Below are 22,999 nucleotides of genomic sequence, written 5' to 3' on the forward strand. Positions count from 1 at the left end.
GCGCCACAGGCTCAATCAAGCGAGATCTGCTGTCGTTGCTTCCCGGTGGTCTTGTCAAAGATCAGGATGCGGTTGTCATCGGTCACCACGGCGAACCAGTTGTTTCCGATGGTCACGGCTTGGGCCTTTGCACCGTCTGGCAGTTCGATCTGATCGGGCAGGGTGGGGGTCCGGTCGGATAGACGGATGACAATCAAGGCGAATGTCACTAGAACCCCGCCAATCATCACCGCGGTCAGCAGCATGACCATGCGGCGCAGAAGGCGCAACTGAGGCGTTTCCTGCGGTTCTTGGGGATCTGAAGGGACAGTCATGGGCACCCGGCAAATAGACTTCGTTATCGCGGACGCTCCGCCGCCCCGCCTTGATAAGGCGCTTTCGCGGGATGTGCCAGCAGGTGAAAGCCTGTCGCGTACCCGGCTCGCCCGGCTGATCGAAGAGGGCGCGGTTCTGGTCGACGGCAAGGTCGTGCTCGACGCCAAAGCCAAAGTGCCAGAAGGCGCCGTTGTGTCCATAACCGTCTCCGAAGCGGACGAGAGTCACATCGGGGCCGAGGACATTCCGCTGGACATCGTGCATGAAGACGCTGACCTGATCGTGATCAACAAGCCTGCGGGCATGGTCGTCCACCCGGCACCGGGATCGCCCAACGGCACTTTGGTGAACGCCCTGCTGCACCATTGTGGCGAGGAATTGTCGGGGGTAGGCGGGGTCAAGCGGCCGGGCATCGTGCACCGGATCGACAAAGATACCAGCGGATTGCTGGTGGTTGCCAAATCGGACGCCGCCCACCAGGGGCTGGCGGCCCAGTTCGAGGCGCACAGCGTCGAGCGCTACTATCGTGCGGTCTGCTATGGCGTTCCGGATGCCAATGACCCGCGGCTGCGCGGTGTCAAAGGCGTGAGTTTTGAGCCCGGCAACGTGATGCGAATCACAACGCAACTGGCCCGGCACAAACATGATCGGCAGAAACAGGCGGTGTTTTTTCATGGCGGGCGCCATGCCGTGACACGTGCGCGCGTCGTTGACGTGTTCGGAAAACCCGGCGCGGTATCATTGATCGAGTGCTGGCTGGAAACCGGACGCACCCACCAGATCCGGGTGCACATGGCACATGCGGGCCACGGCTTGGTGGGCGACCCGGTCTATGGCGGCAAGCGTAAACTGTCGGCCCGGTCGTTTGATGCAGACGCTGCGGAGGCGGTGCGTGCGTTCCCGCGCCAAGCCCTGCACGCGGCCGTCCTGGGCTTTGTTCATCCCGTTTCCGGCGAGGAAATGCGTTTTGAGGCAGCATTGCCGCAAGATATCGAGGCACTCATCTCAGTTCTGAAACAACCTGCAAAGTCTCGTGACTAAGACTTTCTTAGCTTTCCTTTATCGTTCCTTAATCCCAGACTGTTAACACCTGCACTTGAATGGTCCTGAACGTGGCCCCATATCCATGTTAAGGGCGTAAACATTTGTCCAAGGGACGTGATACATGGCAAATTACAAAAATCTCCCCGTGCCTACGCCAGAAGGTGGGCTGAACCGGTATCTGCAGGAAATCCGCAAATTCCCCCTGCTGGAGCCGGAAGAGGAGTACATGCTGGCCAAACGTTGGGTCGAAGAGCAGGACACCGAAGCGGCGCACAAGATGGTCACATCGCATCTGCGGCTGGCCGCCAAGATCGCCATGGGCTATCGCGGCTATGGTTTGCCGCAGGCCGAGGTGATTTCCGAGGCCAATGTGGGCCTGATGCAAGCCGTCAAGCGGTTCGATCCGGAAAAAGGCTTCCGTCTGGCGACCTATGCGATGTGGTGGATCCGCGCCTCGATCCAGGAATACATCCTGCGATCCTGGTCGCTTGTGAAACTGGGCACCACCTCGGCGCAGAAAAAGCTGTTCTTCAACCTGCGCAAGGCGAAAGCACGGATTGGCGCGTTGGAGGAGGGCGACCTGCACCCGGACAATGTCAAGCGGATCGCCAATGACTTGGGCGTGACCGAAGAAGAGGTCATCAGCATGAACCGCCGCATGTCGGGTGGGGACGCGTCGCTGAACGCCACGGTCGGGTCCGAGGGCGAAGGCACCATGCAGTGGCAGGACTGGCTGGAAGACGAAGATGCCGACCAGGCCGGCGACTATGAGGCCCGCGAAGAGCTTGAGGTGCGTCGCGAGTTGCTGACCGAGGCGCTGGACGTTCTGAATGACCGCGAAAAGGACATCCTGACCCAGCGCCGGTTGATGGACCAGCCCGTGACGCTCGAGGAACTGAGTACGCAGTACAATGTCAGCCGCGAACGCATCCGTCAGATCGAGGTGCGCGCCTTTGAAAAGCTGCAGAAAAAGATGCGTGAGTTGGCGCGTGAAAAGGGCATGCTGGCCACCGCCTGATCACGGAAATCCGATGAACAAACGGCCCGGGGAAACCCGGGCCGTTTTTTCGTCATGTCCTACTGCAGTTGCTGGCGGAGTACCCGTACCATGTTTTCGCCCATGACCTGGCGGATCTGCGCCTCGGTCAGGCCTTCGTCCAACAAGGCCGAGGTCAGCGCCGCCAGTTCCGACGTGTCGAACGCGGTCTCGACCGAGCCGTCATAGTCGGACCCCAGTGCGACATGGTCTTCCCCGACCGTCTCGATGGCTGCCTTGATCATTTTGGCAATTCCCGCCGGGGCGATGTCGCCGCAGGTGACGTCGGCCCAGTATCCCATCCCGATGACACCGCCGGTCGCTGCGATTTCCTTCATCAGGTCATCGGGATAGTTGCGCTTGACTGGGCAGAACCCGTGCAGTCCGCCATGGCTGACGATCAGCGGCTCGTCTGTCATGGCCAGCACGTCGCGCGCCACTTGCGGGCTGGAATGGGCCAGGTCGATCACCACTGGGCGCTTGGCCAGTTCGGCCACCACCTGCCGTCCGAATTCGGTCAGGCCCGTGTTCCCGGTGCCGTGCAGCGAGCCGCCCAGTTCGTTGTCAAAGAAATGCTGCAGCCCGAACACCCTGTGGCCCGCATCGAAAATCGGGTCGAGATTGGCCAGATCGCCTTCCAGCGGATGGGCGCCTTCGATCCCCAGAATGCCGCCTACGATCTGTTCGCCGCGCGAGCGGGCCTCGAGCACCGCGTCCAGATCCGCGCGGGTCTTGATGACCTTGAGATGTCCGTTTGAGGCGGCCTCGAACCGGTGCAGTTTCTCGGCCTGATAAATCGCGCGTTCCTTCAGGCTGTCCCAGGTGCGCAGCGGCCAAAGCTGACCGATGGCCAGAAGGGTGATGTTGTCGAATGCCTCGGCCGAGTTTGCCTCGTAATTCTGCCCGGCCGGAGACTTGGTCACGGCGGTGAACACCTGCAGGGCCACGTTGCCTTCGATCAGCCGGGGAATATCCACCTGGCCGCGGGTTCCGCGCTCGGTCAGGTCGCGGCTCCACAACAGCGGATCGGCATGCAGGTCGCCCACGATCAGGGTTTCGTGCAGAGCCGCGGCAGTGTCGGACACCGGATATGGGTCGTGGTCGATCACGTTGTTGCGCGCGCTTTCGACATACGGCGGCACAACTACAAAAAATATCACGGCCCCGATGACGACCGCAGCCGCCGTGAGGCCTGCCAGCCATTTCAGAAATCTTCTCACGTTAGTCCCTCCCGTTTGTCACGCGCAGATTACGGGTGTCCCGCGCACAGAAAAGCCTGACTTGGCGTCGCTTGGCTGATACAGAGAGCGCAACAGATGTTGGCGCAAACATTTTAGCGCGGAACATGGTCAAATACGGAGGAAACCATGCACAATCCGGTTCAATGGGGCATTCTGGGGGCGGCGAAATTCGCACGCCAGTTCATGGGTCCGGCGATCCATGCGGCCTCGGGCGCGCGTTTGTCTGCCTTGGCGACTTCGGATCCGGCGAAAGCCGGTCCATTCCAGGACTTCTACCCGGACCTTACGGTCTTTGACGACTATGACGCGCTACTGGCTTCGCCCGAAATCGAGGCGGTCTATATCCCTCTGCCGAACCACCTGCATGTGGAATGGAGTCTGAAAGCGCTGGACGCTGGCAAGCACGTTCTGTGTGAAAAGCCGATGACCATGCGCGCCGAGGAGTTCGACGCTCTGATCCACAAGCGCGACCAGACCGGGCTGCTGGCGGCCGAGGCCTATATGATCGTGCACCACCCGCAGTGGCAGCATGTGCGCGACCTGATCGCCGAAGGCGCCATCGGAGATCTGGTGCATGTCACGGGCGCATTCAGCTTCGACAACCGCGCGGACACAGGCAATATCCGCAACCGCGCCGAAACCGGCGGCGGCGGGCTGCGCGACATCGGCGTCTACGTCATCGGGTCGACCCGTTTTGCGACGGGGCAGGAACCGGACACCGTGCAATCGGCCATCCGCTGGGAGGACGGCATCGACACATTCACCGAAATCCGCGCGCAATTTCCGGGCTTTACCTATTCGGCCTATGTCTCGATCCGCATGCATCCGCATCAGGAAATGGTCTTTCACGGCGAACGCGGCCTGATCCGCCTGACCGCGCCTTTCAACGCGCGGGTTTTTGGTGAGGCTCGGGTCGAATTGCATCGCCCGGGTTTGGAAGTTCTTGTGACGCGCTTCCCGGCCGACGATCACTACAAGCTGCAGGTCGAGGCGTTTTGCCGGTCCGTTCGCGCGGGCGGCGAATACCCGTGTCAGCTCGAATTCTCGCGCGGGACGCAGGCGATGATCGACCGGGTGTTAGACGGCGCAACGCCGCTCTGACTTGCGTGATCAGCCGCCCCACGCCTAAACTGGTGAGCACCTGAACAGGAGGGGGCCATGGCCGGAGGCTGGGCGCGCGACGGCGCTGTAAGTGAACAGATCGAGGCTTCGATTTCAGACGAGCTGGCACGGATGCAGGCAAAAAAGCGTCCGGTCGGTGAAAGCCTGACCCATTGCGCAGAGTGCGAAGAACCGATCCCCGAAAAGCGCCGACTGGCGATCCCCGGGGTCAAGCTGTGCCTGGATTGCCAGCAAGAGCGTGATGGTGCTTTCAAGGCCCGCGGCGGTATCAATCGGCGCGGCTCCAAGGACAGCCAGCTCAAGTGAAGGGGCCCGGCAAAGACGGCGGTTCCCTTTTTCAGAATGGCTTGTTTCTTGGGTTCATGGCCGCATTTCTTTGGGGCACGCACAGCGTCATCGTGCGCTACCTGACCGGAGATCTGGGTGGCATGCAAATTGCCACAACTAGGCTGTTCATAGCTGCTTTAGCCATCTACGGCATGTTGCGTGCGATGAATGCGCCGGTTTCCGTCCAGCTCCGGGATTGCAACTTCCGTCTTGCGGTTTTGGCGACCGTCATCAACTATATTCTGTTTCATATCGGGCTTGAACACGCCGGTGCAGGCAGCGCGATGGTGTTGGAAAATACCGCGCCGTTCTTTGTTCTGGTTTTCTTGTATTTCTTCGCCGACACCCCTGTTGGAAAAACCGATGTTCTGGCGACCCTTCTGGCCATCTTGGGGGTCTTTCTTACGGTTTTCCGCGATTTCGAAGGCGGCGGGGACCCGGTTCTGGGGGATATGATGGAAATTGGGGCCGGGGTCAGCTGGGCGGCGTTCCTGATCGCCAGCAGTCGGGCCATGCGCGCGTCGAAATCGACGGCCGAGCGTCTGAATTTCCTGTTTGGTGTGTTCCTGTGCTCGGCCGTAATTCTGCTTCCGCTGTCCGTTTTTGCACTGCGGATGCCATCCGGCAGCGATTTGGTGTTTTTGGTTTTGCTGGGCGTTTTCCCGACTGCGTTGGCCTACTACCTTTGGTACGAGGCCGCCGCGCGTGTATCGACGTTGACCGCGACCCTTTTGTTCGCCGCCTCGGTGGTGTTCACCTTCGTCAATTCGGCAATTTTTCTGGGGGCACCGATCACCCCAATGGCTGCGATTGGGGCGGGATTGATCGTATTCGCGGTGTTCCTCACGACCAGAAAAAACTAGGCGACAGCCGGAACGGGGTTATCGGCGGCGCCACCAGCGCCGCAGCAGGTTGACGTCCATGGCGGCAACCATGATGCCCAAGGGGATCATCCAAAACCCCAGAACAGGAAGGAAGCCGAAGACGCCTGCGACGATCAACAAAAGTCCCACGACAAACCGCAGCCCCCGCGGGACATTGCGGCGGATCCGGGCGAGAACAGGGCGCAGGCGGTCCTTGATGGCCCGCCAGCGCCCCTTGTCGGTTGGGTCTGTCACCCCTCCAGGGCCTCCAGTTTGTCGATCATCCCCGAGATCATCGACAGGCCCTTGTCCCAGAATTTCGGGTCGCTGGCATCCAACCCGAACGGGGCCAGCAGCTCTTTGTGGTGCTTGGAGCCGCCCGCGCGGAGCATCTCGAAGTACTTTTCCTCGAACCCGTCCGCGCCGCTTTCATAGACCGAGTAGAGCGCGTTCACCAACCCGTCGCCGAAAGCATAGGCGTAGACATAGAAGGGCGAATGAACAAAGTGCGGGATATAGGCCCAGAAGGTCTCGTACCCGTCCATGAATTCAAACGCCGGGCCAAGGCTTTCGGCCTGAACGCTCATCCACAGGGCATTGATGTCGTCCGGCGTCAGTTCGCCCTCGCGGCGGGCGGCGTGCAGCTTGCATTCAAAGTCGTAGAAGGCGATCTGGCGGATCACCGTGTTGATCATGTCCTCGACCTTGCCGGCCAGCAGAACCTTGCGCTGCTCGGGCGTTTCGGCCTGATCCAGCATCTTGCGGAAGGTCAGCATCTCGCCGAAGACGCTGGCGGTTTCGGCCAGCGTCAGGGGCGTCGATGACAGCATCTCACCCTGACCGGCAGCCAGCACCTGATGCACGCCGTGGCCCAACTCGTGCGCAAGCGTCATCACGTCGCGCGGTTTGCCCAGGTAGTTGAGCATCACGTAAGGATGCACCTCGGTCACGGTAGGGTGCGCGAAGGCGCCCGGAGCCTTGCCCGGTTTCACCGCCGCGTCGATCCAGCCTTTCGAAAAGAACGGTGCTGCAATCTCGGCCATGCGGGGATCGAAAGCGGCATAAGCCTCCATCACGGTCTTCTCGGCGTCCTCCCACGACACGGTGCGGGTGTCTTCCATCGGCAGCGGCGCGTTGCGGTCCCAGACCTGCATCACATCCAGACCCAACCATTTGCGCTTGAGCTCGTAATACCGGTGGCTGAGCTTGGGATAGGCGGCCACCACCGCCTCGCGCAGGGCTTCGACCACTTCGGGTTCGACATCGTTCGCCAGGTGCCGCGCGGTCTGCGGGGTCGGCATCTTGCGCCAGCGATCGATGATTTCCTTTTCCTTGGCCTGCGTATTGTGGACGCGGGCAAAGGTTTTGACGTTGTCTTGGAACACGCGGGCCAGTTCGCGGGCCGCGGCCTCGCGTTTGGACCGGTCCTGTTCGGTCAGCAGGTTCAGGGTGCCTTCGATGTTCAGCTCTTCACCGTTCACGGTAAAGGTCAGCCCGGCGATGGTTTCGTCGAACAGCCGTTCCCACGCGTCGCCGACCACCCCCAGATCATGCAGGAATTTCTCCAGCTCGTCCGACAGTTGATAGGGCTTCATCGCGCGGATGCGGCGGAAGACGGGCTCGTACCGGGCCAGGTCCGCGTTGGCCTTGAAATGAGCGGCCAGCACGTCGTCGTCGATGCGGTTGATCTCGAGCGTGAAGAACACCAGCGGCGTGGTGAACAGCGTGACCTTCTCCTGCATGTCCGACAGGAACTTGGCGCGCTCGGCATCGGTGGTCAGTTGGTAATAACGCAGCCCGGCAAAGGACATGATGCGCCCGGCGACGGCGTTGATCTTTTCGTTGCGCTGGACACAGGTCAGCAGGCCCTGCGCATCCAGATCGGCCAGCTTGCCTTCGTAATCGGCGGCAAAAGCCGCGCATTCCTGCTCCAGCCACTCAAGATCGCGAGTCAGTTCCGGCGCGTCCTGTCCCTTGTACAGATCGTCCAGGTTCCATTCCGGCAGGTTGCCAAGGTTGTCGGCGCCGCCACCGGCATTTGCGTCTCGGACGGGGAAGGGAAGCTCGTGCATGGAACACCTCGATTGTCTGCGTTGGATCACATCTAGGCGCAGGGCGCGCGGATCACAAGCAGCCGAGGTGTCAGCGCGTCATCGCAAGTTCGGGTGTCTGCCCGTTGGCGGCGGCTGAGAAATGCGCGGCCATCTCCTCGAACACGGGGCCGCGGACCTCGGGCGGTTCCATCATCACCTCGTGTTCGCCGTCGGGGATCTCGACCAGTCGTCCGCTGGGCCAGTTCGCCATGCGCGCCCGGATCGCCTTGCGGTCCACGATCTGCTCGTGGCTGCCAAGATAGGTCAGACAGGGAATGTCGGGGGCGGTCTGCGCCATCAGCCAGGCGCATTCGTCCAGTGCCTCGCGTAGCCAGATGGTCGACGGCGCACCCAGGGCCAGTTCGGGATGCGCTTTCAACTGATCCTGCATCATCCGGTACATCCCGGGGTCGCGGGTCAGCGCGTTGCCCTCAAAAGGTTGGATCAGAACATAGCTTTCCAGTGACGTGGTCGGGGGCGTCTTTTCGCCCAGCCCGATCCGCGGCCCCCAATAGGCGGTCAGACGGCTGAGCGGTTTCATGAGTGGGGTGAAGAAAATGCCCCACATCGGACCGGTGAAGGCACAAGAGGCAAACAGGCCGGTTTCCAGAACCGCGCGCATCCCGATCGCGCCGCCCATCGAATGGCCGATCACGTGCCAAGGTTTCGCCAGGCCAAGCTGCTCGGCCAGTTTCAGCGTTTCGCGCACGTCCTGCTGATAGTCGGTAAACTTGTCCACATGGCCAACGCGCGGATCTTCCAGCAACCTGTCAGCCAGACCCTGTCCGCGCCAATCCACGGCAACTACGGCAAAGCCGCGTTGTACGAACTCACCCGCTGCATTGCCATATTTTTCAATATATTCCGTGCGGCCGGGAAAGATCATCACCGTCCCGGTCGCCTCACCTTCGGGGCGCCAGTGGCCCACGCGAACGCGTGCGCCGTCGCTTGTGGTCAACCAGTGCGCGGTGCCGCCGGCGGGACCGCCGGCCACATCTTCAAAGAACGGGGCCGGCGACAAATCCATCAGGCCAGCACCGAGGCAAGCTTCATGGCAACACCCATGTCGCCGTCGACGCTCAGCTTGCCGGCCATGAACGCGCCCGTGGGGTTCAGCTCACCACTGAGGATTTGCTCGAACGTTTCCGCGTCGGCGCTCAGGGTGACTTCGGCGTCCTCGTCGCTGACCCGCGCGCCGTTTTCATCCAGCACGATCGAACCGAGGTCGGCGATGGCGAATTTCGCCGACGAATCGAAATCGCCGCCCGACAGTTTTTCGTTCAGCGCGGCTGCCGCTTTTTCAAGAGTGTCGCTCATGGTCTTCCTCATTTGTTAGTGCGCCGTGAATGGACATCCGCGGTCGCAACGCTACACTGAACATTGTTATGAGCATTGCAATCAACAATCTCAAAGGTACCGTTGCGGCATTTGCCCTCCTAGTCATGTATTCCACCACTGGGATTGCGCAACAGGCCGATTTGCGGGACGAAGCCGAGCTGCTGCGGCAGCTTGCCGAAGCGTCGCCCGAGCAGGCAGCCGGTCTGGATCGGCAACTGCAGTCGCTGTGGTCGCAATCAGGGTCTGCCTCGGCTGATCTGCTGCTTGAGCGCGGACGCGAAGCACTGGACGAGGGCAATGTCGAAGCGGCGTTGGACCATCTGACGGCACTGACAGACCATGCACCCGATTTCGCAGAAGGTTGGCATGTGCGCGCCTCCGTGTTTTTTGGGCTGGAGCGGTTCGGCATGGCGGCCGCCGATCTTGAGCACGCGCTTGCGTTGAACCCGAACAATTACGAAGCCATCTACGGGCTTGGCCTGATCTTTGAGGTGCTGGGTCAGCCCGAACAAGCCTATGACGCCTATTCCCGCGCGCTGGCTATACATCCCCATCACGAAGAAGTAACCAATGCCGTGAATCGGCTGAAACCGCAGATTGCGGGCAAGGCGCTTTAAGGTCCGGGCAGGGGGCAAAGGTGAACGGGGCATCCCGAATCGTGGCCGTACTTGGCCCGACCAACACAGGCAAAACCCACTATGCCATCGAACGCATGCTGGGGCACCGGACCGGTGTCATCGGCCTGCCGCTGCGGCTGCTTGCGCGCGAGGTCTATGACAAGATCGTCGCCATCCGCGGCCCCTCGGTGGTGGCTCTTGTGACGGGCGAGGAACGCATCGTTCCGCCGCGCACGCAATACTGGGTCTGCACGGTCGAGGCGATGCCCGAGGGGATGGGCACCGATTTCGTGGCCATCGACGAAATCCAGCTGTGCGCCGACCCCGAGCGCGGTCATGTGTTTACCGACCGGCTGCTGCGGATGCGCGGCACGCACGAGACACTTTTTCTGGGTGCCGACACGATGCGCGGCCCGATCGCGGCGCTGGTGCCGCAGGCGCAGTTTGCTCGGCGCGAGCGGATGTCGCAACTGGTCTACACCGGATCCAGGAAGATCAGCCGTATGCCGCCGCGCAGCGCGATCGTCGGGTTCTCGGTCGAGAACGTCTATGCCATTGCCGAGCTTCTGCGGCGGCAAAAGGGTGGGGCGGCCGTGGTCATGGGCGCGCTCAGCCCGCGCACGCGGAATGCGCAGGTCGAGCTGTACCAGAATGGCGAGGTCGACTATCTGGTCGCCACCGATGCCATCGGTATGGGTCTGAACCTCGATGTGAACCATGTGGCGTTTTCGTCCCTGTCCAAATTCGATGGCAGGCGTATGCGGCCGCTGGCTCCGAACGAACTGGCCCAGATCGCCGGGCGCGCCGGGCGCGGCATGTCGGATGGCACCTTTGGCGTGACGGGCGAGGCATCGCCACTGGACGAAGGCGTGGCGCAGGCCATCATGGACAGCCGATTCACGCCGATGAAAAAGCTGAACTGGCGGAATGCTGCCTTACGGTTCGGCTCGGTCGATGCGCTGATCGACTCGCTCGAGGCCAGCCCGGACAACGAACACCTAGTCAAGGCCCGGCCCGCCGACGACCTGAACGCGCTCAAGTCGCTGGCCCAGGTGCCCGAGGTTGCGGCCCGTGCCAGCGATGGTCCGTCGATCCGCCTGTTGTGGGATGTTTGCCGAATCCCCGATTTTCGAGGCATCAGCCATGCGGAACATGCCAGCCTGCTCGAATCGATCTTCGGACATCTGCACGAACGCGGCACGATCCCCGAGGATTTTCTGGCGCGCCAGATCCGCCGGATCGACAGAACCGACGGCGATATTGATGCACTGTCCAAAAGGTTGGCATATATTCGCACGTGGACATATGTTGCGCAACGAAACGGCTGGGTGCGCGACGAATCCCATTGGCGCGCGGAAACCCGCGCTGTAGAAGACAGGGTGTCAGACGCTTTGCATGAATGTCTGACGCAAAGATTTGTGGACCGGCGTACATCTGTTCTCTTGCGCCGGCTCAAACAGAAGGAGGCCCTTTTGGCCGAAGTGAATGACAAGGGTGAAGTGACCGTCGAAGGCGAATTCGTCGGTCGTTTGGAAGGGTTCCGGTTCATCCCGGACAAAAGCGCGCAGGGAACCGAGGCGAAAGCGCTCAAATCGGCCTCACTGCAAGCACTCGCGCCGCAATTCCATCTGCGTGCCGATCGCTTCTACAATGCGCCCGATACCGAAATTGATTTTACCGATCAGGGTGGCCTGATGTGGGGCGAATATGCCGTGGGCAAACTGGTTGCCGGGGTCGAACCGCTCAAACCGATGGTCGAAGTGTTCGTGGACGAGGCCGCAGGGCCGGAAGTTGAGCAGAAGGTGCAGCGCCGCCTGCAACACTTCATCGACCGCAAGATCGCGGCGCTGTTCGAGCCCCTGCTGAACCTGTCGCGCGACGAAGAACTGACCGGGCTGGCCAAGGGATTTGCCTTCCGCATGGTCGAGGCGTTGGGCATCCTGCCGCGTGCCGGAGTCGCACAAGAGGTCAAGGATCTGGACCAGGACGCGCGTGGCGCGCTGCGCAAGCATGGCATCCGGTTCGGCCAGTTCACCATCTTCATGCCGCTGCTGCTGAAGCCTGCCCCGACGCGCCTGCGTCTGGTGTTGTGGGCCCTGGCAAATGGACTTCAGGAGTTTCCCGAAGCGCCGCCGCCGGGCTTGGTGACGGTGCCCGTCGCCAAGGGCGCGCCCGAGGGCTATGACACCATGTGCGGCTACCGCAATGCGGGCGAGCGTTCGATCCGTATCGACATGTTGGAGCGTCTGGCCGACATGCTGCGCGCCGAAGACAGCCGGGGCGGTTTCGAAGCCAAGGCGGACATGTTGTCGATCACCGGCATGACGCTGGAGCAGTTCGCCGACCTGATGCAAGGGCTGGGCTACAAGGCCGAGCGCGGTGAACGGACCAAGATCAAACCGGCTCAGCCGACCGAGCAACCACCGGCAGCAACCGCCGAAGCTCCGACCGAGACCGCCGAAGCAGAGGCGCAGTCGGATGTGGCCGTCGCCGCCGAGGCGCCAACCGAGGCTACCGACAGCACCGAGGCTGAAGCCGAGGCCACGGCCGCAGACCCTGCATCGGACGAACCCGAAGTCGAGGTGTTCTACACCTTTACCTGGGGCCGTCAGGCCAACCGGGGGCCACGTGGTGACCAACGGCAGGGTCGGAGCAAACCGGGCGGGAAGCCTCGGGATGGTCGCGGCAAGCCGCAGGGCAAGAAGGGCGGCAAACCGCAAGGGGCCAAGACCTTCTCGTCCCGGCCGCCCAAAAAGGAAAAGGCGATTGATCCCGACAACCCGTTTGCCGCTGCGCTGATGGGTCTGAAGGACGGCAACTGATCGCTGATGGCCGACGCACCGGCCAAGCTGCGGATCGACAAGTGGCTGTGGCATGCGCGGTTTTTCAAGACCCGCAGCCTGGCCGCCAAACAGGTCAGCGGCGGGCATGTGCGCATCAACGGTGACCGGGCCCAGAAGCCGGCGCAAACCGTCGGGCCCGGTGACGTTCTAACTTTCGCTCAGGGGCGGGTTATTCGCGTGGTTCAGGTCGAAATCCTGGGCGCGCGACGCGGCCCGGCGACCGAGGCGCGGACGCTGTACACGGATTTGTCCGAAGAGAAGGATAATCCGCCACAAAATCCGGGTTTCGAAGGAAAAGGTCGTCCGACCAAGAAGGATCGGCGCGCGCTTGATCTTTCTCGCACCCCCAAGGGCTGATCTTCTCTTGAAGATGGGGGCAGACTGAATTAGCTAGTCGCCCAAACCTCTGACGGGAATTGGACCATGACCTACGTTGTCACCGAGAACTGTATCGCCTGCAAATACACCGACTGCGTCGAGGTATGCCCGGTGGATTGCTTCTATGAAGGTGAAAATACCCTGGTCATCCATCCGGATGAATGCATCGATTGCGGCGTGTGCGAGCCGGAATGCCCGGCGGACGCCATTCGCCCGGATACCGAACCGGGAATGGAGCAGTGGGTCGAATTCAACCGCAAATACGCGGAACAATGGCCGGTTATCGTAACCAAGAAAGACCCGCTTCCGGGCGCCGAGGAGCGCGACGGTGAAGAGGGCAAGATGGAGAAATACTTCTCCGAGGCACCGGGCGAGGGCGGCTGAGCGATTCGGGTCGCAAAGCCCGTAAGACAGCTGTAAGTTTTTCCCTTAATGCGCTGAAAAAAGTCACAAATTCCGAGCCGAAGGCCCCGTCCGCTTTCAGGTGTCTTAATTTTGTGATATACTCATGTGGCAAATGATGATCGAGATGGGGACGACTCCGTAAGTATGCTCACTTTGGAGTTCTGAGTTTTTGACATGTAATCAGCCTGACAGGGGTCGCGGGTGACCCCGGTTAGGTTTTTTGTCGCTTTTTTCCCGCTCTGCAACCAAGGAAACACGTGCATGACAAAGTCGAAGAAGCTTGAGTTCCGTCCGAACGACTATGTTGTCTACCCTGCACATGGGGTCGGGCAAATCATATCGATTGAAGAACAGGAAGTCGCTGGATACTCGCTCGAGCTGTTCGTCATCTCATTCGAGAAAGACAAGATGACCCTACGGGTGCCGACCAACAAGATCACTGAATCCGGTCTGCGCTCGCTCAGCTCGCCCGATGTTATCAGCCAGGCGATGAAAACGCTGAAGGGTAAAGCCAAGGTAAAGCGTGCCATGTGGTCGCGCCGGGCGCAGGAATACGAACAGAAGATCAATTCGGGTGACCTGATCTCGATCGCCGAGGTGGTGCGTGACCTGCACCGCACCGACGACCAGCGTGAGCAGAGCTATTCCGAGCGTCAGCTCTATGAAGCCGCGCTTGAGCGTCTGACGCGCGAAGTTGCGGCCGTGTCCGGTTCGGACGAAATCGCAGCGGCCAAGCAGGTGGACGAAGTCCTGACCTCGCGCGCGGCCTGATCGGGCTTTGAAGCAACACCAAAGGGCCGCTCTGGTTTCAGAGCGGCCTTTTTCATGCCCGATCGCTTGGTTCGCGCCGCCTTTCCCGCTAATTTCCCAGTCATTGGAACCGTATACGGGTCAGTCATGAAGCAGACGGTCAAGGCACTCTATATCGGCAGAGGGGCGGTTTCGGTCTGGTTCCGGTACTGTCTGATCCTGTTCGACCTTGCCTCGATCGTGTTTTTCGTGGCGACGGCGAACATTCCGCACGGCCCCGGATTGATTGCAGTCAGCTGGGCGGTGGGGCTGATCATTCTGCTGGATTTCTCGGCTCGGATGTGGATCGCGAAAGACCGCAAGAAGCTGCTGTTCAAAATCTACACGCTTGCGGATCTGGTCGTGATCGCCTCGCTGATCCTTGACCCTTTCCTGACCGGCAGCCTTGCGTTCCTGCGGATTCTGCGTGCGCTGCGGCTGATCCATTCCTATCACCTGTTGCATGATCTGCGCCGCGACAGTGAGTTTTTCCGAACCCACGAGGATGCGGTCATCGCGGCCGTGAACCTGCTGGTGTTCATTTTCGCAACATCCACCGCCGTACTGGTTTTCTATATCCCCGAGGACAGCCAGACCCCGTATATCGATGCGCTGTATTTCACGATGGCGACACTGACCACGACGGGTTTCGGCGACATCACACTGAACTCTCCGGGCGGCAAGCTGTTTTCGGTCTTCATAATGGTGGTCGGTGTGGCGCTGTTCGTGCGGCTGGCTCAGGCCATTTTCATGCCGCAGAAAGTACGCCACAAATGTCCCAATTGCGGGCTGTTTCGGCACGACCCGGATGCCGTACACTGCAAGCACTGCGGTGAGACACTGCGGATCAAAACCGGCGGTGTCGGCTAGAACACGGTCGCAACGGCCAGCAGGAAAGCAACCTCGGACAGCTGTTGCGATGCCCCCAGAATATCACCGGTCTGACCGCCAATCTTGGCTTTGGCTATGATTGCCAGACCCACGGTTGCGGCTACCGCACAGGCGACGGGCAGAAGGGCGGTCCAGCCCAGAAGAGCCAGAGAGAAAACGAAAGCCAGCCCGAGACCGGCTGCAACCGACAAAGGCGGAGGAGCGCCAACGCTATGGCTCAGCCCGCTGCCGCGGGCGTTCGGTAGGCCCGCCATCAATGGTGGCATCACCGCACGGGAAAACACAGCTGCCGCCAGTATTCCGGCCGGACTTCCTGCCGCCAGTAGTGTTGCGACCGCCGAGATCCTGAGCAGTTGAATGACCAACAAGGCCAACACTCCGTAGGTGCCGATATGGCTGTCCTTCATGATCTCGAGTCTGCGTTCGGGTGTATATCCGCCCCACAGCCCGTCCGCGGTGTCGGCCAGCCCGTCCTCGTGCATGGCTCCGGTCGCTGCGATCAGAACGGCGACAGCAAGGACTGCGCTGACTGTCCCGGAAAGGCCCACGGCCATCGCAGACCAGCCTAAGGCACAGCCCAAGCCGCCAACAACCAGCCCGGCCGCAGGAAAGGCCCAAGCGGCTTTGGACTGTCGCTCGAAGAGCGATTTGGGCAGCACGGGCAATGGCAGCCGCGTCAAAAGAACCAGAACCAGCGGCACGTCCCATGGCGAAAAGGTTCGAGTGTCGTTTTTGTGCACTTGCGCGCCTTTCGAGGGGTTGTTGCTTTGCCTGCTTCGGTTAAACACGCAGGACCACTCCGATGCAACGAGGCTTTGAATGCTGCCTGAGCTCAATGATCTGAATACCTTCCGCGACGCCCTGCGCAATGCTCCGGGGCCGGATGAGGCTGCAAGGCAAGGGGCTGCCGACCGCAACGGACAGCTGACCAAGCCGCCGGGTGCGTTGGGCCGGCTCGAGGATCTGTCGATCTGGTATGCCGCTTGGCGTGGGGATGCCCGGCCGCGGATCGAGGCGCCTCAGGTGATTGTATTTGCCGGCAATCACGGCGTGACGGCGCAGGGGGTCTCGGCCTTTCCGCCCGAGGTTACGGTTCAGATGGTCATGAATTTCGAGCACGGAGGCGCGGCCATCAACCAATTGGCCAAAGCGGCTGGGGCCAAGATGACGGTACACGCGCTGGACCTGGATCGGCCGACGGCCGACTTCACAAAGGCCCCGGCAATGTCCGAGGACGAGCTTCTGACCGCTCTGCAGACCGGCTGGAACGCCGTTGACCCCACCGCAGACCTTCTTGTCGTTGGCGAAATGGGTATTGGCAACACCACCCCTGCAGCGGCCATCGCCTGCGCGTTATTCGGCGGAGAAGCCGCTGATTGGACCGGGCGTGGAACCGGTGTGGACGATGCGGGCCTTGCCAACAAGACGCGCGTCGTTGCCGAAGGTGTTGCGCTGCACGGAGCATCTGACGACGGGCTTGAGATCCTGCGGTGTTTGGGAGGGCGCGAGATCGCGGCCATGGCAGGGGCCATTGCAGCCGCCCGAATTCTGCGCATCCCGGTCATTCTGGATGGGTTCATCTGCACCTCGGCTGCGGCTTGCCTCGATCGTCTGGCGCCGGGAGCGCTGGACCATGCCGTTGCTGGCCACCAGAGTGCGGAAGGTGCGCACGCGGCCATGCTGACCAAGCTGGACAAAGCGCCCTTGCTGAGCCTCGGGCTGCGGCTGGGCGAAGGATCTGGGGCTGCGCTGGCCATCAACATCCTGAAAAGCGCCGTCGCTTGCCATTCGGGTATGGCCACCTTTGCCGAAGCCGGTGTGTCGGACGGTTGAGCCCGGCTGACCCGGGAGATCCCCGGGTCAGGCTGACTTCTTTTCGTTCTTTTCGGCCAGTTCCAGAAGCGCAGTCTCCAGGTCCTTCTCCAACTCGCGCGCGCGTTCGATGTACTTTTTGTTCTCGGCTGTCGGCATGCCGGGAACCCAGAGTTCAGCCAATTCGCGAATTGCCTGCCGATCGTGGTGATAGAAGGTCTGCTGTGCTTGCGCGGCCTCGTACTCGCTCAGACCAATGTTCTCCAGCACATAACGTCCGGCCCGCAGAGAGCTGTCGAACAGCTCACGCACGATGTCATCAGCGCCGGCCTGATACAGCTCGTACACATGGGTCCGGTCATGCGCGCGGGCGACGATGTGCAGGTCGGGGCGCTGCCGGCGGGCGTAACCGACCAATCGGGTCACTTCCTTGCGGTTGTCCATCGCGGCCACCAAAACGGAAGCCTTTTCAAGGCCAGCAGCCCGCAGCAATTCGGGGCGCGTCGGATCACCCAAGAAGCCTTTGACGCCGAACCGACGCATCAGCTGGATCGTTTCGATATTGTGGTCCAGCACCACCGTCTTGAACCCGCTGGCGCGGACCAGCCGGTTGACGATCTGTCCGAACCGCCCAATTCCCGCAATGATGACGGGACCTTTTTCGTCTATTTCCTCGGGTTCAACCTGGGGTGAGTTGTCGCGGATGTGGCGCGAAAGGTAGTCATAGATGATGAACAGAAGCGGTGTGATCAGCATGGTCAGGGCAATGATCATCAACAGCTTCTGCGACAGGGCCGGGGGAATGACATTCTGCTTGGTCGAAAAGGCCAGCAGCACGAAGCCGAACTCACCCGCCTGAGCCAAACCCAGCGTGAACAGCCAATGGTCGCGGCCGCGCAACTTGAATGCACGACCAACGGCATACAGGATCAGGCCCTTGACCAGGATTACCAGCAGGGCCAGCCCGATCAGGTCGAACGGGTCGTTGAAAAAGTACCCGACGTCGATCCCGGCCCCGACCGTGATGAAGAACAGGCCCAGCAGCAATCCCTTGAACGGCTCAAGGTCGCTTTCCATCTCGTGCCGGAACTCGGAACTGGCAAGAACGACGCCAGCAAGGAAGGCGCCCAACGCCGGGGACAGGCCCACCAGCGTCATCAGGAACGAGATCCCGACCACGATCATCAGGGCCAATGCCGTGTACATCTCGCGCAGGCGGGTGGTGTGGATGAACCGGAACAAGGGACGGGTCAGGTAGACGCCGACCACGATCACGAATGCGATCGCGCCCAATGTCACCAGCGTCACCGCCCATCCGGGCAGGCCATCGACCAATGACAACGTATGGTGCGCGTCGCCGTGCCCGTCGCCGCCGCGCGTGATTGATCCGTCATCCTCGATGAAGATGCTGGCCGGCATGGCCAGCAGTGGTAGAAACGCCAGGATCGGAATCACGGAGATATCCTGAGTCAGAAGGACCGAGAACGTGGATCGCCCGCCGTTTGTGCGCATCAAGCCCTTTTCCGACAGCGTCTGCAGCACGATGGCGGTTGATGACAGGGACAGTGTCAGCCCCACGGCCAAGGCAACTGACCATGGTTGACCCGTGTAGAAGGTAACTGCTGCAATCACGACCGTAGAGAGCGAGATCTGCAGTCCACCAAGCCCCAACAACCGGTGCCGCATATCCCAAAGTGCGCGGGGTTCTAGCTCGAGCCCGATCAGGAACAGCATCATGACGACGCCAAATTCCGCGACATGCTGCAAGTCTTTGGTTTCCGCGCCCACGAGCCCAAGGATCGGACCGATGGCGATGCCGGCGGCAAGATATCCGAGGACAGACCCCAGCCCAAGTCGCGCCGACAGGGGGACGGCGATCACGGCGGCTGCCAGATAGATCGAAGCCTGGTACAGGAACTCGTTCATCTTCTTCCTTTCCTTGCCGTCAGGTCGGCAGCGGAGCGTCGCGTTTCAGCTGGTCCATCACGATCTGGCTTTGCACCCGTGCTACCGCAGGATGGGGCAGTATCACCTCGTGAAGCAAGGTGTTGAGCGCGGAAAGATCCTCGCAATAGACATGGAGCAGATAGTCTGCTTCGCCAGTCATCGTCCAGGCGCTGGTGATTTCCGGGCGGGTTTCCACCATGCGCGCAAAACTGGATGATTGTTCGGGGCCGTGGGTGCCGAGGTGAACTTGAACGAAGCCCTGGACCTGCAGGCCAAGTTTGCGCGGGTCAAGCCGAGCTGCGTAGCCGGTGATATAGCCCTCGGCCTCCAGCCGCTGACGGCGGCGCCCGGCTTGACTGGGGGACAGGTTCAGCATCTCACCCAACTGATGCGCGGTCAGGTGCGCGTCTTTTTGCAGCGCGGCCAGAAGGCGAGTATCGGTTGCGTCCAGCATGTGCGGAGATTCTCACATATTTCGGATTCTGGTGCGGAGTTTTCGCAGGCTTCTGTAGATTACATGAAAAGAATGCGCAAAAACAGCGCGGAAAAAGGCGTATTCTTGAATCAGCAAAGAATTTCCTGTTTCAAGAGGACAAGCCATGGGCCCTTTCCCGCACAACGCCCCGAAATCCGTGATCAGCGCCGAGAACCCCGCCGGCACAGATGGGTTTGAATTTGTTGAATTCGCGCATCCCGAACCGCAGGAGCTGCGCGACCTGTTCGCCAAGATGGGTTTTGAAAAGGTTGCGCACCACAAAACCAAACCGCTGATCGAGCTGTGGCAGCAGGGCGATGTGACCTACATCCTGAACGCGGACCCCGACAGCTTTGCTGCGAAATTCGTGGAAGAGCATGGCCCCTGTGCCCCGTCGATGGGCTGGCGTGTCGTGGATGCGCAAAAGGCCTATGACCATGCGGTGTCGAAGGGGGCAGAACCCTATGATGCGGCCGACAAGACCATGGATGTGCCCGCGATCAAGGGTATCGGCGGGTCGCTGATCTATTTCATCGACCAGTATTACGAAACCTCGCCCTACAATCAGGAATTCGAGTGGCTGAAGCAGTCCAAACCGCGCGGTGTCGGTTTCTATTACCTCGATCACCTGACGCACAATGTCTTCAAGGGCAACATGGACAAGTGGTTCAAGTTCTACGGCGATCTGTTCAACTTCCGCGAAATCCGCTTCTTCGACATCCAGGGCAAATATACCGGCTTGCTCAGCCGTGCATTGACCTCGCCCTGCGGCCGTATCCGGATTCCGATCAACGAAGACCGCGGCGAGACCGGTCAGATCGTATCCTACCTGAAGAAGTACAAGGGTGAGGGCATCCAGCACATCGCCGTCGGCAGCGAGAACATCTATGACTCGATCGATGCAATCGCCGAACGAGGGCTGAAGTTCATGCCCGGTCCCAACGATGCCTATTATGATATGTCCTTCGACCGCGTGAAGGGCCATGACGAGCCGGTGGATCGCATGAAGAAGCACGGCATCCTGATCGATGGTGAAGGCGTGGTGGACGGCGGCGAGACCAAGATCCTGCTGCAGATCTTCTCGAAAACCGTGATTGGTCCGATCTTCTTCGAGTTCATCCAGCGCAAGGGCGATGACGGCTTTGGCGAAGGCAATTTCAAGGCTCTGTTCGAATCGATCGAGCGCGAACAGATTGAATCCGGAGAGATTTCTGCCGCCTGAAGAAGACCCAGAATTTGGAACCCGGCCTACCGGGTTCCAATTTTCTGAAACGCGGCGCGCTTTACCCGCGCGGCATCTTCAACGTGACGTTGCGGCCGCCTTTCTGATAACGAAGCTCGCTGTCGCCAATCGCGACGACTTTGCCGCCGTCAATCCGATCTCCGACTTTCAGCTTCTTGTACCGACCGCTTGGTAGCCGGACCAAGGCACGCCGATTGGCCGGCGTACCGTAAACGCCGATCAGGTTCAGACGCCGCAGATTCAAAGCATTGTCAATCGTGGCTTGGCGCGCCACCGAGGCCCGGCTGGGTATCTTGGGTGCGACGGTTGTGGGTTTGAACGATCCCGCTTCATCGTCATCCGCCTTTGCTACCGCTGCGGTCGACCCCAGAGTGGCTGAGCCGGTTGTTGCTTTTCGGGCCGCCAGAGCGGCCACGGTCGACGGACGAACGCGGGGGCGAGGGACGCGCACCACGGCCAATGCGGTGGGCGTGCGGTCCACAGCCTCGCGCTCTTGGATCGACGCCGGCCTGGATTTCGGGCGGATGACCGCCAGCTCGTCCACCGTCCGGCCGCCCAGCTGCCCACGCTCAAAGTTCTCAACCAGCGTTTCCGGGCGCAGGCGCGGACGCAGGCCAGCCAGCCTTGTGTCGTCGTCTGTGGCAGTCGGGTCGGTTTCGAACCTGACCGGCACCTGGGGCGGAACCGACGAAGGGCGGCCGAGGAACACGAGGATGCCGTCAGGGTTCAACGTCCCCTCGGGTGTCGGAGTGACAAGGCCACGGTCATCAAGGTCAAAACGACTGCCCGCGGCATTGGGCAGACCGACCGTAGCCACGGGCTCGTCGGTATCAAAGCTCTCTTCGGCCGGAAGCGCCACGGCATCCTGCGACAGCTCCGCGTGATCGACGGACGACAGGTATACGTCCTCGGGCACCTCGGGGTCTGGCACCGGCAGCGGATCGGGCGCGGTGTTCGTCAGGCCAGAGGCTTCTTCGAAATCCTCGACACTTTCCGGATCGCGTTCGACCTGCTCGACGGGCGAGGGCGCAACATTCAATGCTTCCAGAATTGCCTGATCCGTTGGCGTCAATTCGGGGGGCGTGGGTGTCTCCGGCTCGACCAGGGGCGTGCTGGCTTCAAACGTCAGGTCTTCGTCGGCCAATGCCTCGGGGTCGGGCGTGTCCTTGGGCTCAGGAGCGACTCCTGCCAGCCCTTCGGTCTCGGTCATCGGTGGGGCGGTGATAGAAACTGGCGCAGGTGCCGTTTCGACGACCGGCGCAGTCGCCACCGGGCTGCCAGTTTCGTCTGACCCCGACCAGATCAATGCGACAACGGCCAGCACGACGGCGCCCGCCGCAGCGGCGCCAATGTAGCGAACCGGTATGCCGGAATCTGATGCCCCAGAATTCTGTGAGGCGGTTTCAGTCGCTTCTATCGGCGATACGAATACGTCCGGCTGGGCGGGTTCAGCAATCGGATGCGCCTGAGGCGAGGGGGCCGGATCGGGTTCCGATGCCTGCGAAGCTTGAGGCGCGGGTTCTGCGTCCTCGGCCGGCGCGACAGCAGCTATCTCCTCGTCCGGTGGCTCGGGCGGCGGTGTGACGGATGTCGCGCGCTCGGCAAACTCGAACTCTCCGGTACCTGTCCAAGGCGCATCGGGGGCCAATGTTGCAGCAAACCGAACAGGCACGAACCCGTAGCGACTGGCAAAGGCTCGGGCCTCGTCTATCGTCTCTTTCGCCACGGCAGCGACCAGAAGATCCGACCCATCCGCACGGAGGTCGTACATCAACTCGGCAATCTCGCAGCCCGTGGCCTGAGCCAATTCCGCCTCGACCACTTTCGTCACGTCGGAGTCGTCTGGGCTGGCGACCGTGAGGTAGCGCACGTGGTCCGACGGAATCACGACCGTACAGCTGAGATCATTGGCCAGCGCGAAACCTCGACCGCGAAGCTCGTTCAGCTGTTCGGAAAAGTCCGGCGCGTCCAGTGATACGGTGCCGATGCCAAACCATTCGTCATCCGAATAGTGCAGCAGAGTGATCCCGTTATCCGAAAGAGACAGCGCAAAAGCGGGTTTCATTATTCAAGGGTGCCGTAATTGTCTGAACCAAAGCAAACGCCCTTGCGTCCGCGCACCGAGATTAAAGCAGGAACCCGCCGAGGGAAAGGAAAAGGCAAAATCTCCCCTTGTCCGGCGAAGGCTTGCCAACCCATCTTTTATCTCAGAAAACAGGA

The 22,999-nt window shown here is 61.0% G+C and carries 23 protein-coding genes; 13 read left to right on the plus strand and 10 right to left on the minus strand.

The features are described from left to right. Positions 1-11: 11 nt before the first annotated feature. Positions 12-314, minus strand: coding sequence for a DUF6476 family protein (locus AC2FML_RS00855; RefSeq protein ID WP_093961773.1), 303 nt, complete (start codon positions 312-314; stop codon positions 12-14). On the opposite strand from AC2FML_RS00855, the gene AC2FML_RS00860 reads away from it, so the two are divergent. Both AC2FML_RS00860 and rpoH read left to right on the plus strand, forming a co-directional pair. After that, the gene (locus AC2FML_RS00860; protein ID WP_170445406.1) at positions 313-1,356 is read left to right on the plus strand and encodes an RluA family pseudouridine synthase; all 1,044 of its coding nucleotides are present in this window, start codon (positions 313-315) and stop codon (positions 1,354-1,356) included. The two genes, AC2FML_RS00855 and AC2FML_RS00860, sit on opposite strands and share 2 nt — an antisense overlap. A gap of 124 nt (positions 1,357-1,480) precedes the next feature. Beyond that, complete coding sequence (rpoH, locus tag AC2FML_RS00865; protein WP_170339682.1) at positions 1,481-2,377, plus strand: RNA polymerase sigma factor RpoH; 897 nt, start codon at positions 1,481-1,483, stop codon at positions 2,375-2,377. 59 nt (positions 2,378-2,436) lie between these two features. On the opposite strand, the gene AC2FML_RS00870 is transcribed toward rpoH, so the two are convergent. Further along, positions 2,437-3,615, minus strand: a complete 1,179-nt coding sequence (locus tag AC2FML_RS00870; RefSeq protein ID WP_496781574.1) for a dipeptidase — start codon at positions 3,613-3,615, stop codon at positions 2,437-2,439. 147 nt (positions 3,616-3,762) lie between these two features. On the opposite strand from AC2FML_RS00870, the gene AC2FML_RS00875 reads away from it, so the two are divergent. From AC2FML_RS00875 to AC2FML_RS00885, 3 genes are read left to right on the plus strand one after another with little or no spacing between them, the layout of a single operon-like run. Then, positions 3,763-4,737 carry a Gfo/Idh/MocA family protein gene (locus AC2FML_RS00875; RefSeq protein WP_496781576.1) on the plus strand — a complete coding sequence of 325 codons (975 nt, stop codon included), beginning with the start codon at positions 3,763-3,765 and terminating at the stop codon, positions 4,735-4,737. A 57-nt stretch (positions 4,738-4,794) separates the two neighbouring features. Continuing rightward, a complete protein-coding gene (locus AC2FML_RS00880) occupies positions 4,795-5,064 on the plus strand; it encodes a DksA/TraR family C4-type zinc finger protein (protein WP_093961778.1) in 270 nt (89 codons plus the stop codon). After that, positions 5,061-5,948 carry a DMT family transporter gene (locus AC2FML_RS00885; protein WP_496781578.1) on the plus strand — a complete coding sequence of 296 codons (888 nt, stop codon included), beginning with the start codon at positions 5,061-5,063 and terminating at the stop codon, positions 5,946-5,948. The genes AC2FML_RS00880 and AC2FML_RS00885 overlap by 4 nt, the downstream gene beginning before the upstream one ends. A gap of 18 nt (positions 5,949-5,966) precedes the next feature. On the opposite strand, the gene AC2FML_RS00890 is transcribed toward AC2FML_RS00885, so the two are convergent. The 4 genes from AC2FML_RS00890 to AC2FML_RS00905 form a co-directional block, all read right to left on the minus strand. Then, the gene (locus AC2FML_RS00890; RefSeq protein WP_170339106.1) at positions 5,967-6,203 is read right to left on the minus strand and encodes a hypothetical protein; all 237 of its coding nucleotides are present in this window, start codon (positions 6,201-6,203) and stop codon (positions 5,967-5,969) included. Further along, a complete protein-coding gene (locus AC2FML_RS00895; RefSeq protein WP_496781580.1) occupies positions 6,200-8,020 on the minus strand; it encodes a M3 family oligoendopeptidase in 1,821 nt (606 codons plus the stop codon). The genes AC2FML_RS00890 and AC2FML_RS00895 overlap by 4 nt, the downstream gene beginning before the upstream one ends. Before the next feature lie 70 nt (positions 8,021-8,090). Continuing rightward, positions 8,091-9,068 (minus strand): alpha/beta fold hydrolase, encoded by a 978-nt coding sequence (locus AC2FML_RS00900; protein WP_496781582.1) that lies wholly within the window; start codon positions 9,066-9,068, stop codon positions 8,091-8,093. Next, the gene (locus tag AC2FML_RS00905; protein ID WP_093961784.1) at positions 9,068-9,358 is read right to left on the minus strand and encodes an SCP2 sterol-binding domain-containing protein; all 291 of its coding nucleotides are present in this window, start codon (positions 9,356-9,358) and stop codon (positions 9,068-9,070) included. Before AC2FML_RS00905 ends, AC2FML_RS00900 begins: the two co-directional genes overlap by 1 nt. Positions 9,359-9,426: 68 nt before the next feature. On the opposite strand from AC2FML_RS00905, the gene AC2FML_RS00910 reads away from it, so the two are divergent. The 6 genes from AC2FML_RS00910 to AC2FML_RS00935 all read left to right on the plus strand — a co-directional run bounded on the left by AC2FML_RS00910 (position 9,427) and on the right by AC2FML_RS00935 (position 15,281). Next, positions 9,427-9,996, plus strand: coding sequence for a tetratricopeptide repeat protein (locus AC2FML_RS00910; protein ID WP_254428893.1), 570 nt, complete (start codon positions 9,427-9,429; stop codon positions 9,994-9,996). A gap of 20 nt (positions 9,997-10,016) precedes the next feature. After that, the gene (locus AC2FML_RS00915; protein WP_496781584.1) at positions 10,017-12,818 is read left to right on the plus strand and encodes a helicase-related protein; all 2,802 of its coding nucleotides are present in this window, start codon (positions 10,017-10,019) and stop codon (positions 12,816-12,818) included. A 6-nt stretch (positions 12,819-12,824) separates the two neighbouring features. Next, positions 12,825-13,196 (plus strand): RNA-binding S4 domain-containing protein, encoded by a 372-nt coding sequence (locus AC2FML_RS00920; RefSeq protein ID WP_170389764.1) that lies wholly within the window; start codon positions 12,825-12,827, stop codon positions 13,194-13,196. Between the two features lie 66 nt (positions 13,197-13,262). Next, a complete protein-coding gene (gene fdxA, locus AC2FML_RS00925; protein ID WP_093961788.1) occupies positions 13,263-13,601 on the plus strand; it encodes a ferredoxin FdxA in 339 nt (112 codons plus the stop codon). Positions 13,602-13,883: 282 nt separating this feature from the next. Then, a complete protein-coding gene (locus AC2FML_RS00930; protein ID WP_093961789.1) occupies positions 13,884-14,393 on the plus strand; it encodes a CarD family transcriptional regulator in 510 nt (169 codons plus the stop codon). Positions 14,394-14,519: 126 nt separating this feature from the next. Beyond that, entirely contained in the window at positions 14,520-15,281 is a 762-nt protein-coding gene (locus AC2FML_RS00935) for an ion channel (RefSeq protein WP_170357534.1), read from the plus strand. Here the strand turns inward: AC2FML_RS00935 and cobS are convergent. Further along, positions 15,278-16,042, minus strand: coding sequence for an adenosylcobinamide-GDP ribazoletransferase (cobS, locus tag AC2FML_RS00940; RefSeq protein WP_496781585.1), 765 nt, complete (start codon positions 16,040-16,042; stop codon positions 15,278-15,280). The genes AC2FML_RS00935 and cobS overlap by 4 nt on opposite strands. Positions 16,043-16,121: 79 nt before the next feature. Here cobS and cobT point away from each other — a divergent pair, with 79 nt between their 5' ends. Continuing rightward, a complete protein-coding gene (gene cobT, locus AC2FML_RS00945) occupies positions 16,122-17,135 on the plus strand; it encodes a nicotinate-nucleotide--dimethylbenzimidazole phosphoribosyltransferase (RefSeq protein ID WP_496781586.1) in 1,014 nt (337 codons plus the stop codon). Positions 17,136-17,162: 27 nt separating this feature from the next. On the opposite strand, the gene AC2FML_RS00950 is transcribed toward cobT, so the two are convergent. Both AC2FML_RS00950 and AC2FML_RS00955 read right to left on the minus strand, forming a co-directional pair. Beyond that, positions 17,163-19,040: a monovalent cation:proton antiporter-2 (CPA2) family protein gene (locus AC2FML_RS00950; RefSeq protein WP_496781588.1), complete on the minus strand. Its 1,878-nt coding sequence runs from the start codon at positions 19,038-19,040 to the stop codon at positions 17,163-17,165. Between the two features lie 19 nt (positions 19,041-19,059). Continuing rightward, positions 19,060-19,515 carry an Lrp/AsnC family transcriptional regulator gene (locus AC2FML_RS00955; RefSeq protein WP_093961793.1) on the minus strand — a complete coding sequence of 152 codons (456 nt, stop codon included), beginning with the start codon at positions 19,513-19,515 and terminating at the stop codon, positions 19,060-19,062. Between the two features lie 145 nt (positions 19,516-19,660). On the opposite strand from AC2FML_RS00955, the gene hppD reads away from it, so the two are divergent. Beyond that, positions 19,661-20,758 carry a 4-hydroxyphenylpyruvate dioxygenase gene (gene hppD / locus AC2FML_RS00960; RefSeq protein ID WP_496781589.1) on the plus strand — a complete coding sequence of 366 codons (1,098 nt, stop codon included), beginning with the start codon at positions 19,661-19,663 and terminating at the stop codon, positions 20,756-20,758. A 61-nt stretch (positions 20,759-20,819) separates the two neighbouring features. Here hppD and AC2FML_RS00965 read toward each other — a convergent pair whose 3' ends face one another. Beyond that, the gene (locus AC2FML_RS00965; protein ID WP_496781590.1) at positions 20,820-22,844 is read right to left on the minus strand and encodes a hypothetical protein; all 2,025 of its coding nucleotides are present in this window, start codon (positions 22,842-22,844) and stop codon (positions 20,820-20,822) included. Positions 22,845-22,999 lie beyond the last annotated feature (155 nt).

It is taken from the genome of Ruegeria sp. BHSC029, from assembly GCF_059613085.1.

Coding starts and splice junctions, on each gene's coding strand:
- AC2FML_RS00860 (WP_170445406.1), top strand. CDS start 313: ATGGGCACCCGGCAAATAGACTTCGTTATCGCGGACGCTCCGCCGCCC.
- AC2FML_RS00855 (WP_093961773.1), bottom strand. CDS start 314: ATGACTGTCCCTTCAGATCCCCAAGAACCGCAGGAAACGCCTCAGTTG.
- rpoH (WP_170339682.1), top strand. CDS start 1,481: ATGGCAAATTACAAAAATCTCCCCGTGCCTACGCCAGAAGGTGGGCTG.
- AC2FML_RS00875 (WP_496781576.1), top strand. CDS start 3,763: ATGCACAATCCGGTTCAATGGGGCATTCTGGGGGCGGCGAAATTCGCA.
- AC2FML_RS00880 (WP_093961778.1), top strand. CDS start 4,795: ATGGCCGGAGGCTGGGCGCGCGACGGCGCTGTAAGTGAACAGATCGAG.
- AC2FML_RS00895 (WP_496781580.1), bottom strand. CDS start 8,020: ATGCACGAGCTTCCCTTCCCCGTCCGAGACGCAAATGCCGGTGGCGGC.
- AC2FML_RS00900 (WP_496781582.1), bottom strand. CDS start 9,068: ATGGATTTGTCGCCGGCCCCGTTCTTTGAAGATGTGGCCGGCGGTCCC.
- AC2FML_RS00905 (WP_093961784.1), bottom strand. CDS start 9,358: ATGAGCGACACTCTTGAAAAAGCGGCAGCCGCGCTGAACGAAAAACTG.
- AC2FML_RS00910 (WP_254428893.1), top strand. CDS start 9,427: ATGAGCATTGCAATCAACAATCTCAAAGGTACCGTTGCGGCATTTGCC.
- AC2FML_RS00920 (WP_170389764.1), top strand. CDS start 12,825: ATGGCCGACGCACCGGCCAAGCTGCGGATCGACAAGTGGCTGTGGCAT.
- fdxA (WP_093961788.1), top strand. CDS start 13,263: ATGACCTACGTTGTCACCGAGAACTGTATCGCCTGCAAATACACCGAC.
- AC2FML_RS00930 (WP_093961789.1), top strand. CDS start 13,884: ATGACAAAGTCGAAGAAGCTTGAGTTCCGTCCGAACGACTATGTTGTC.
- AC2FML_RS00935 (WP_170357534.1), top strand. CDS start 14,520: ATGAAGCAGACGGTCAAGGCACTCTATATCGGCAGAGGGGCGGTTTCG.
- cobT (WP_496781586.1), top strand. CDS start 16,122: ATGCTGCCTGAGCTCAATGATCTGAATACCTTCCGCGACGCCCTGCGC.
- AC2FML_RS00950 (WP_496781588.1), bottom strand. CDS start 19,040: ATGAACGAGTTCCTGTACCAGGCTTCGATCTATCTGGCAGCCGCCGTG.
- AC2FML_RS00955 (WP_093961793.1), bottom strand. CDS start 19,515: ATGCTGGACGCAACCGATACTCGCCTTCTGGCCGCGCTGCAAAAAGAC.
- hppD (WP_496781589.1), top strand. CDS start 19,661: ATGGGCCCTTTCCCGCACAACGCCCCGAAATCCGTGATCAGCGCCGAG.
- AC2FML_RS00965 (WP_496781590.1), bottom strand. CDS start 22,844: ATGAAACCCGCTTTTGCGCTGTCTCTTTCGGATAACGGGATCACTCTG.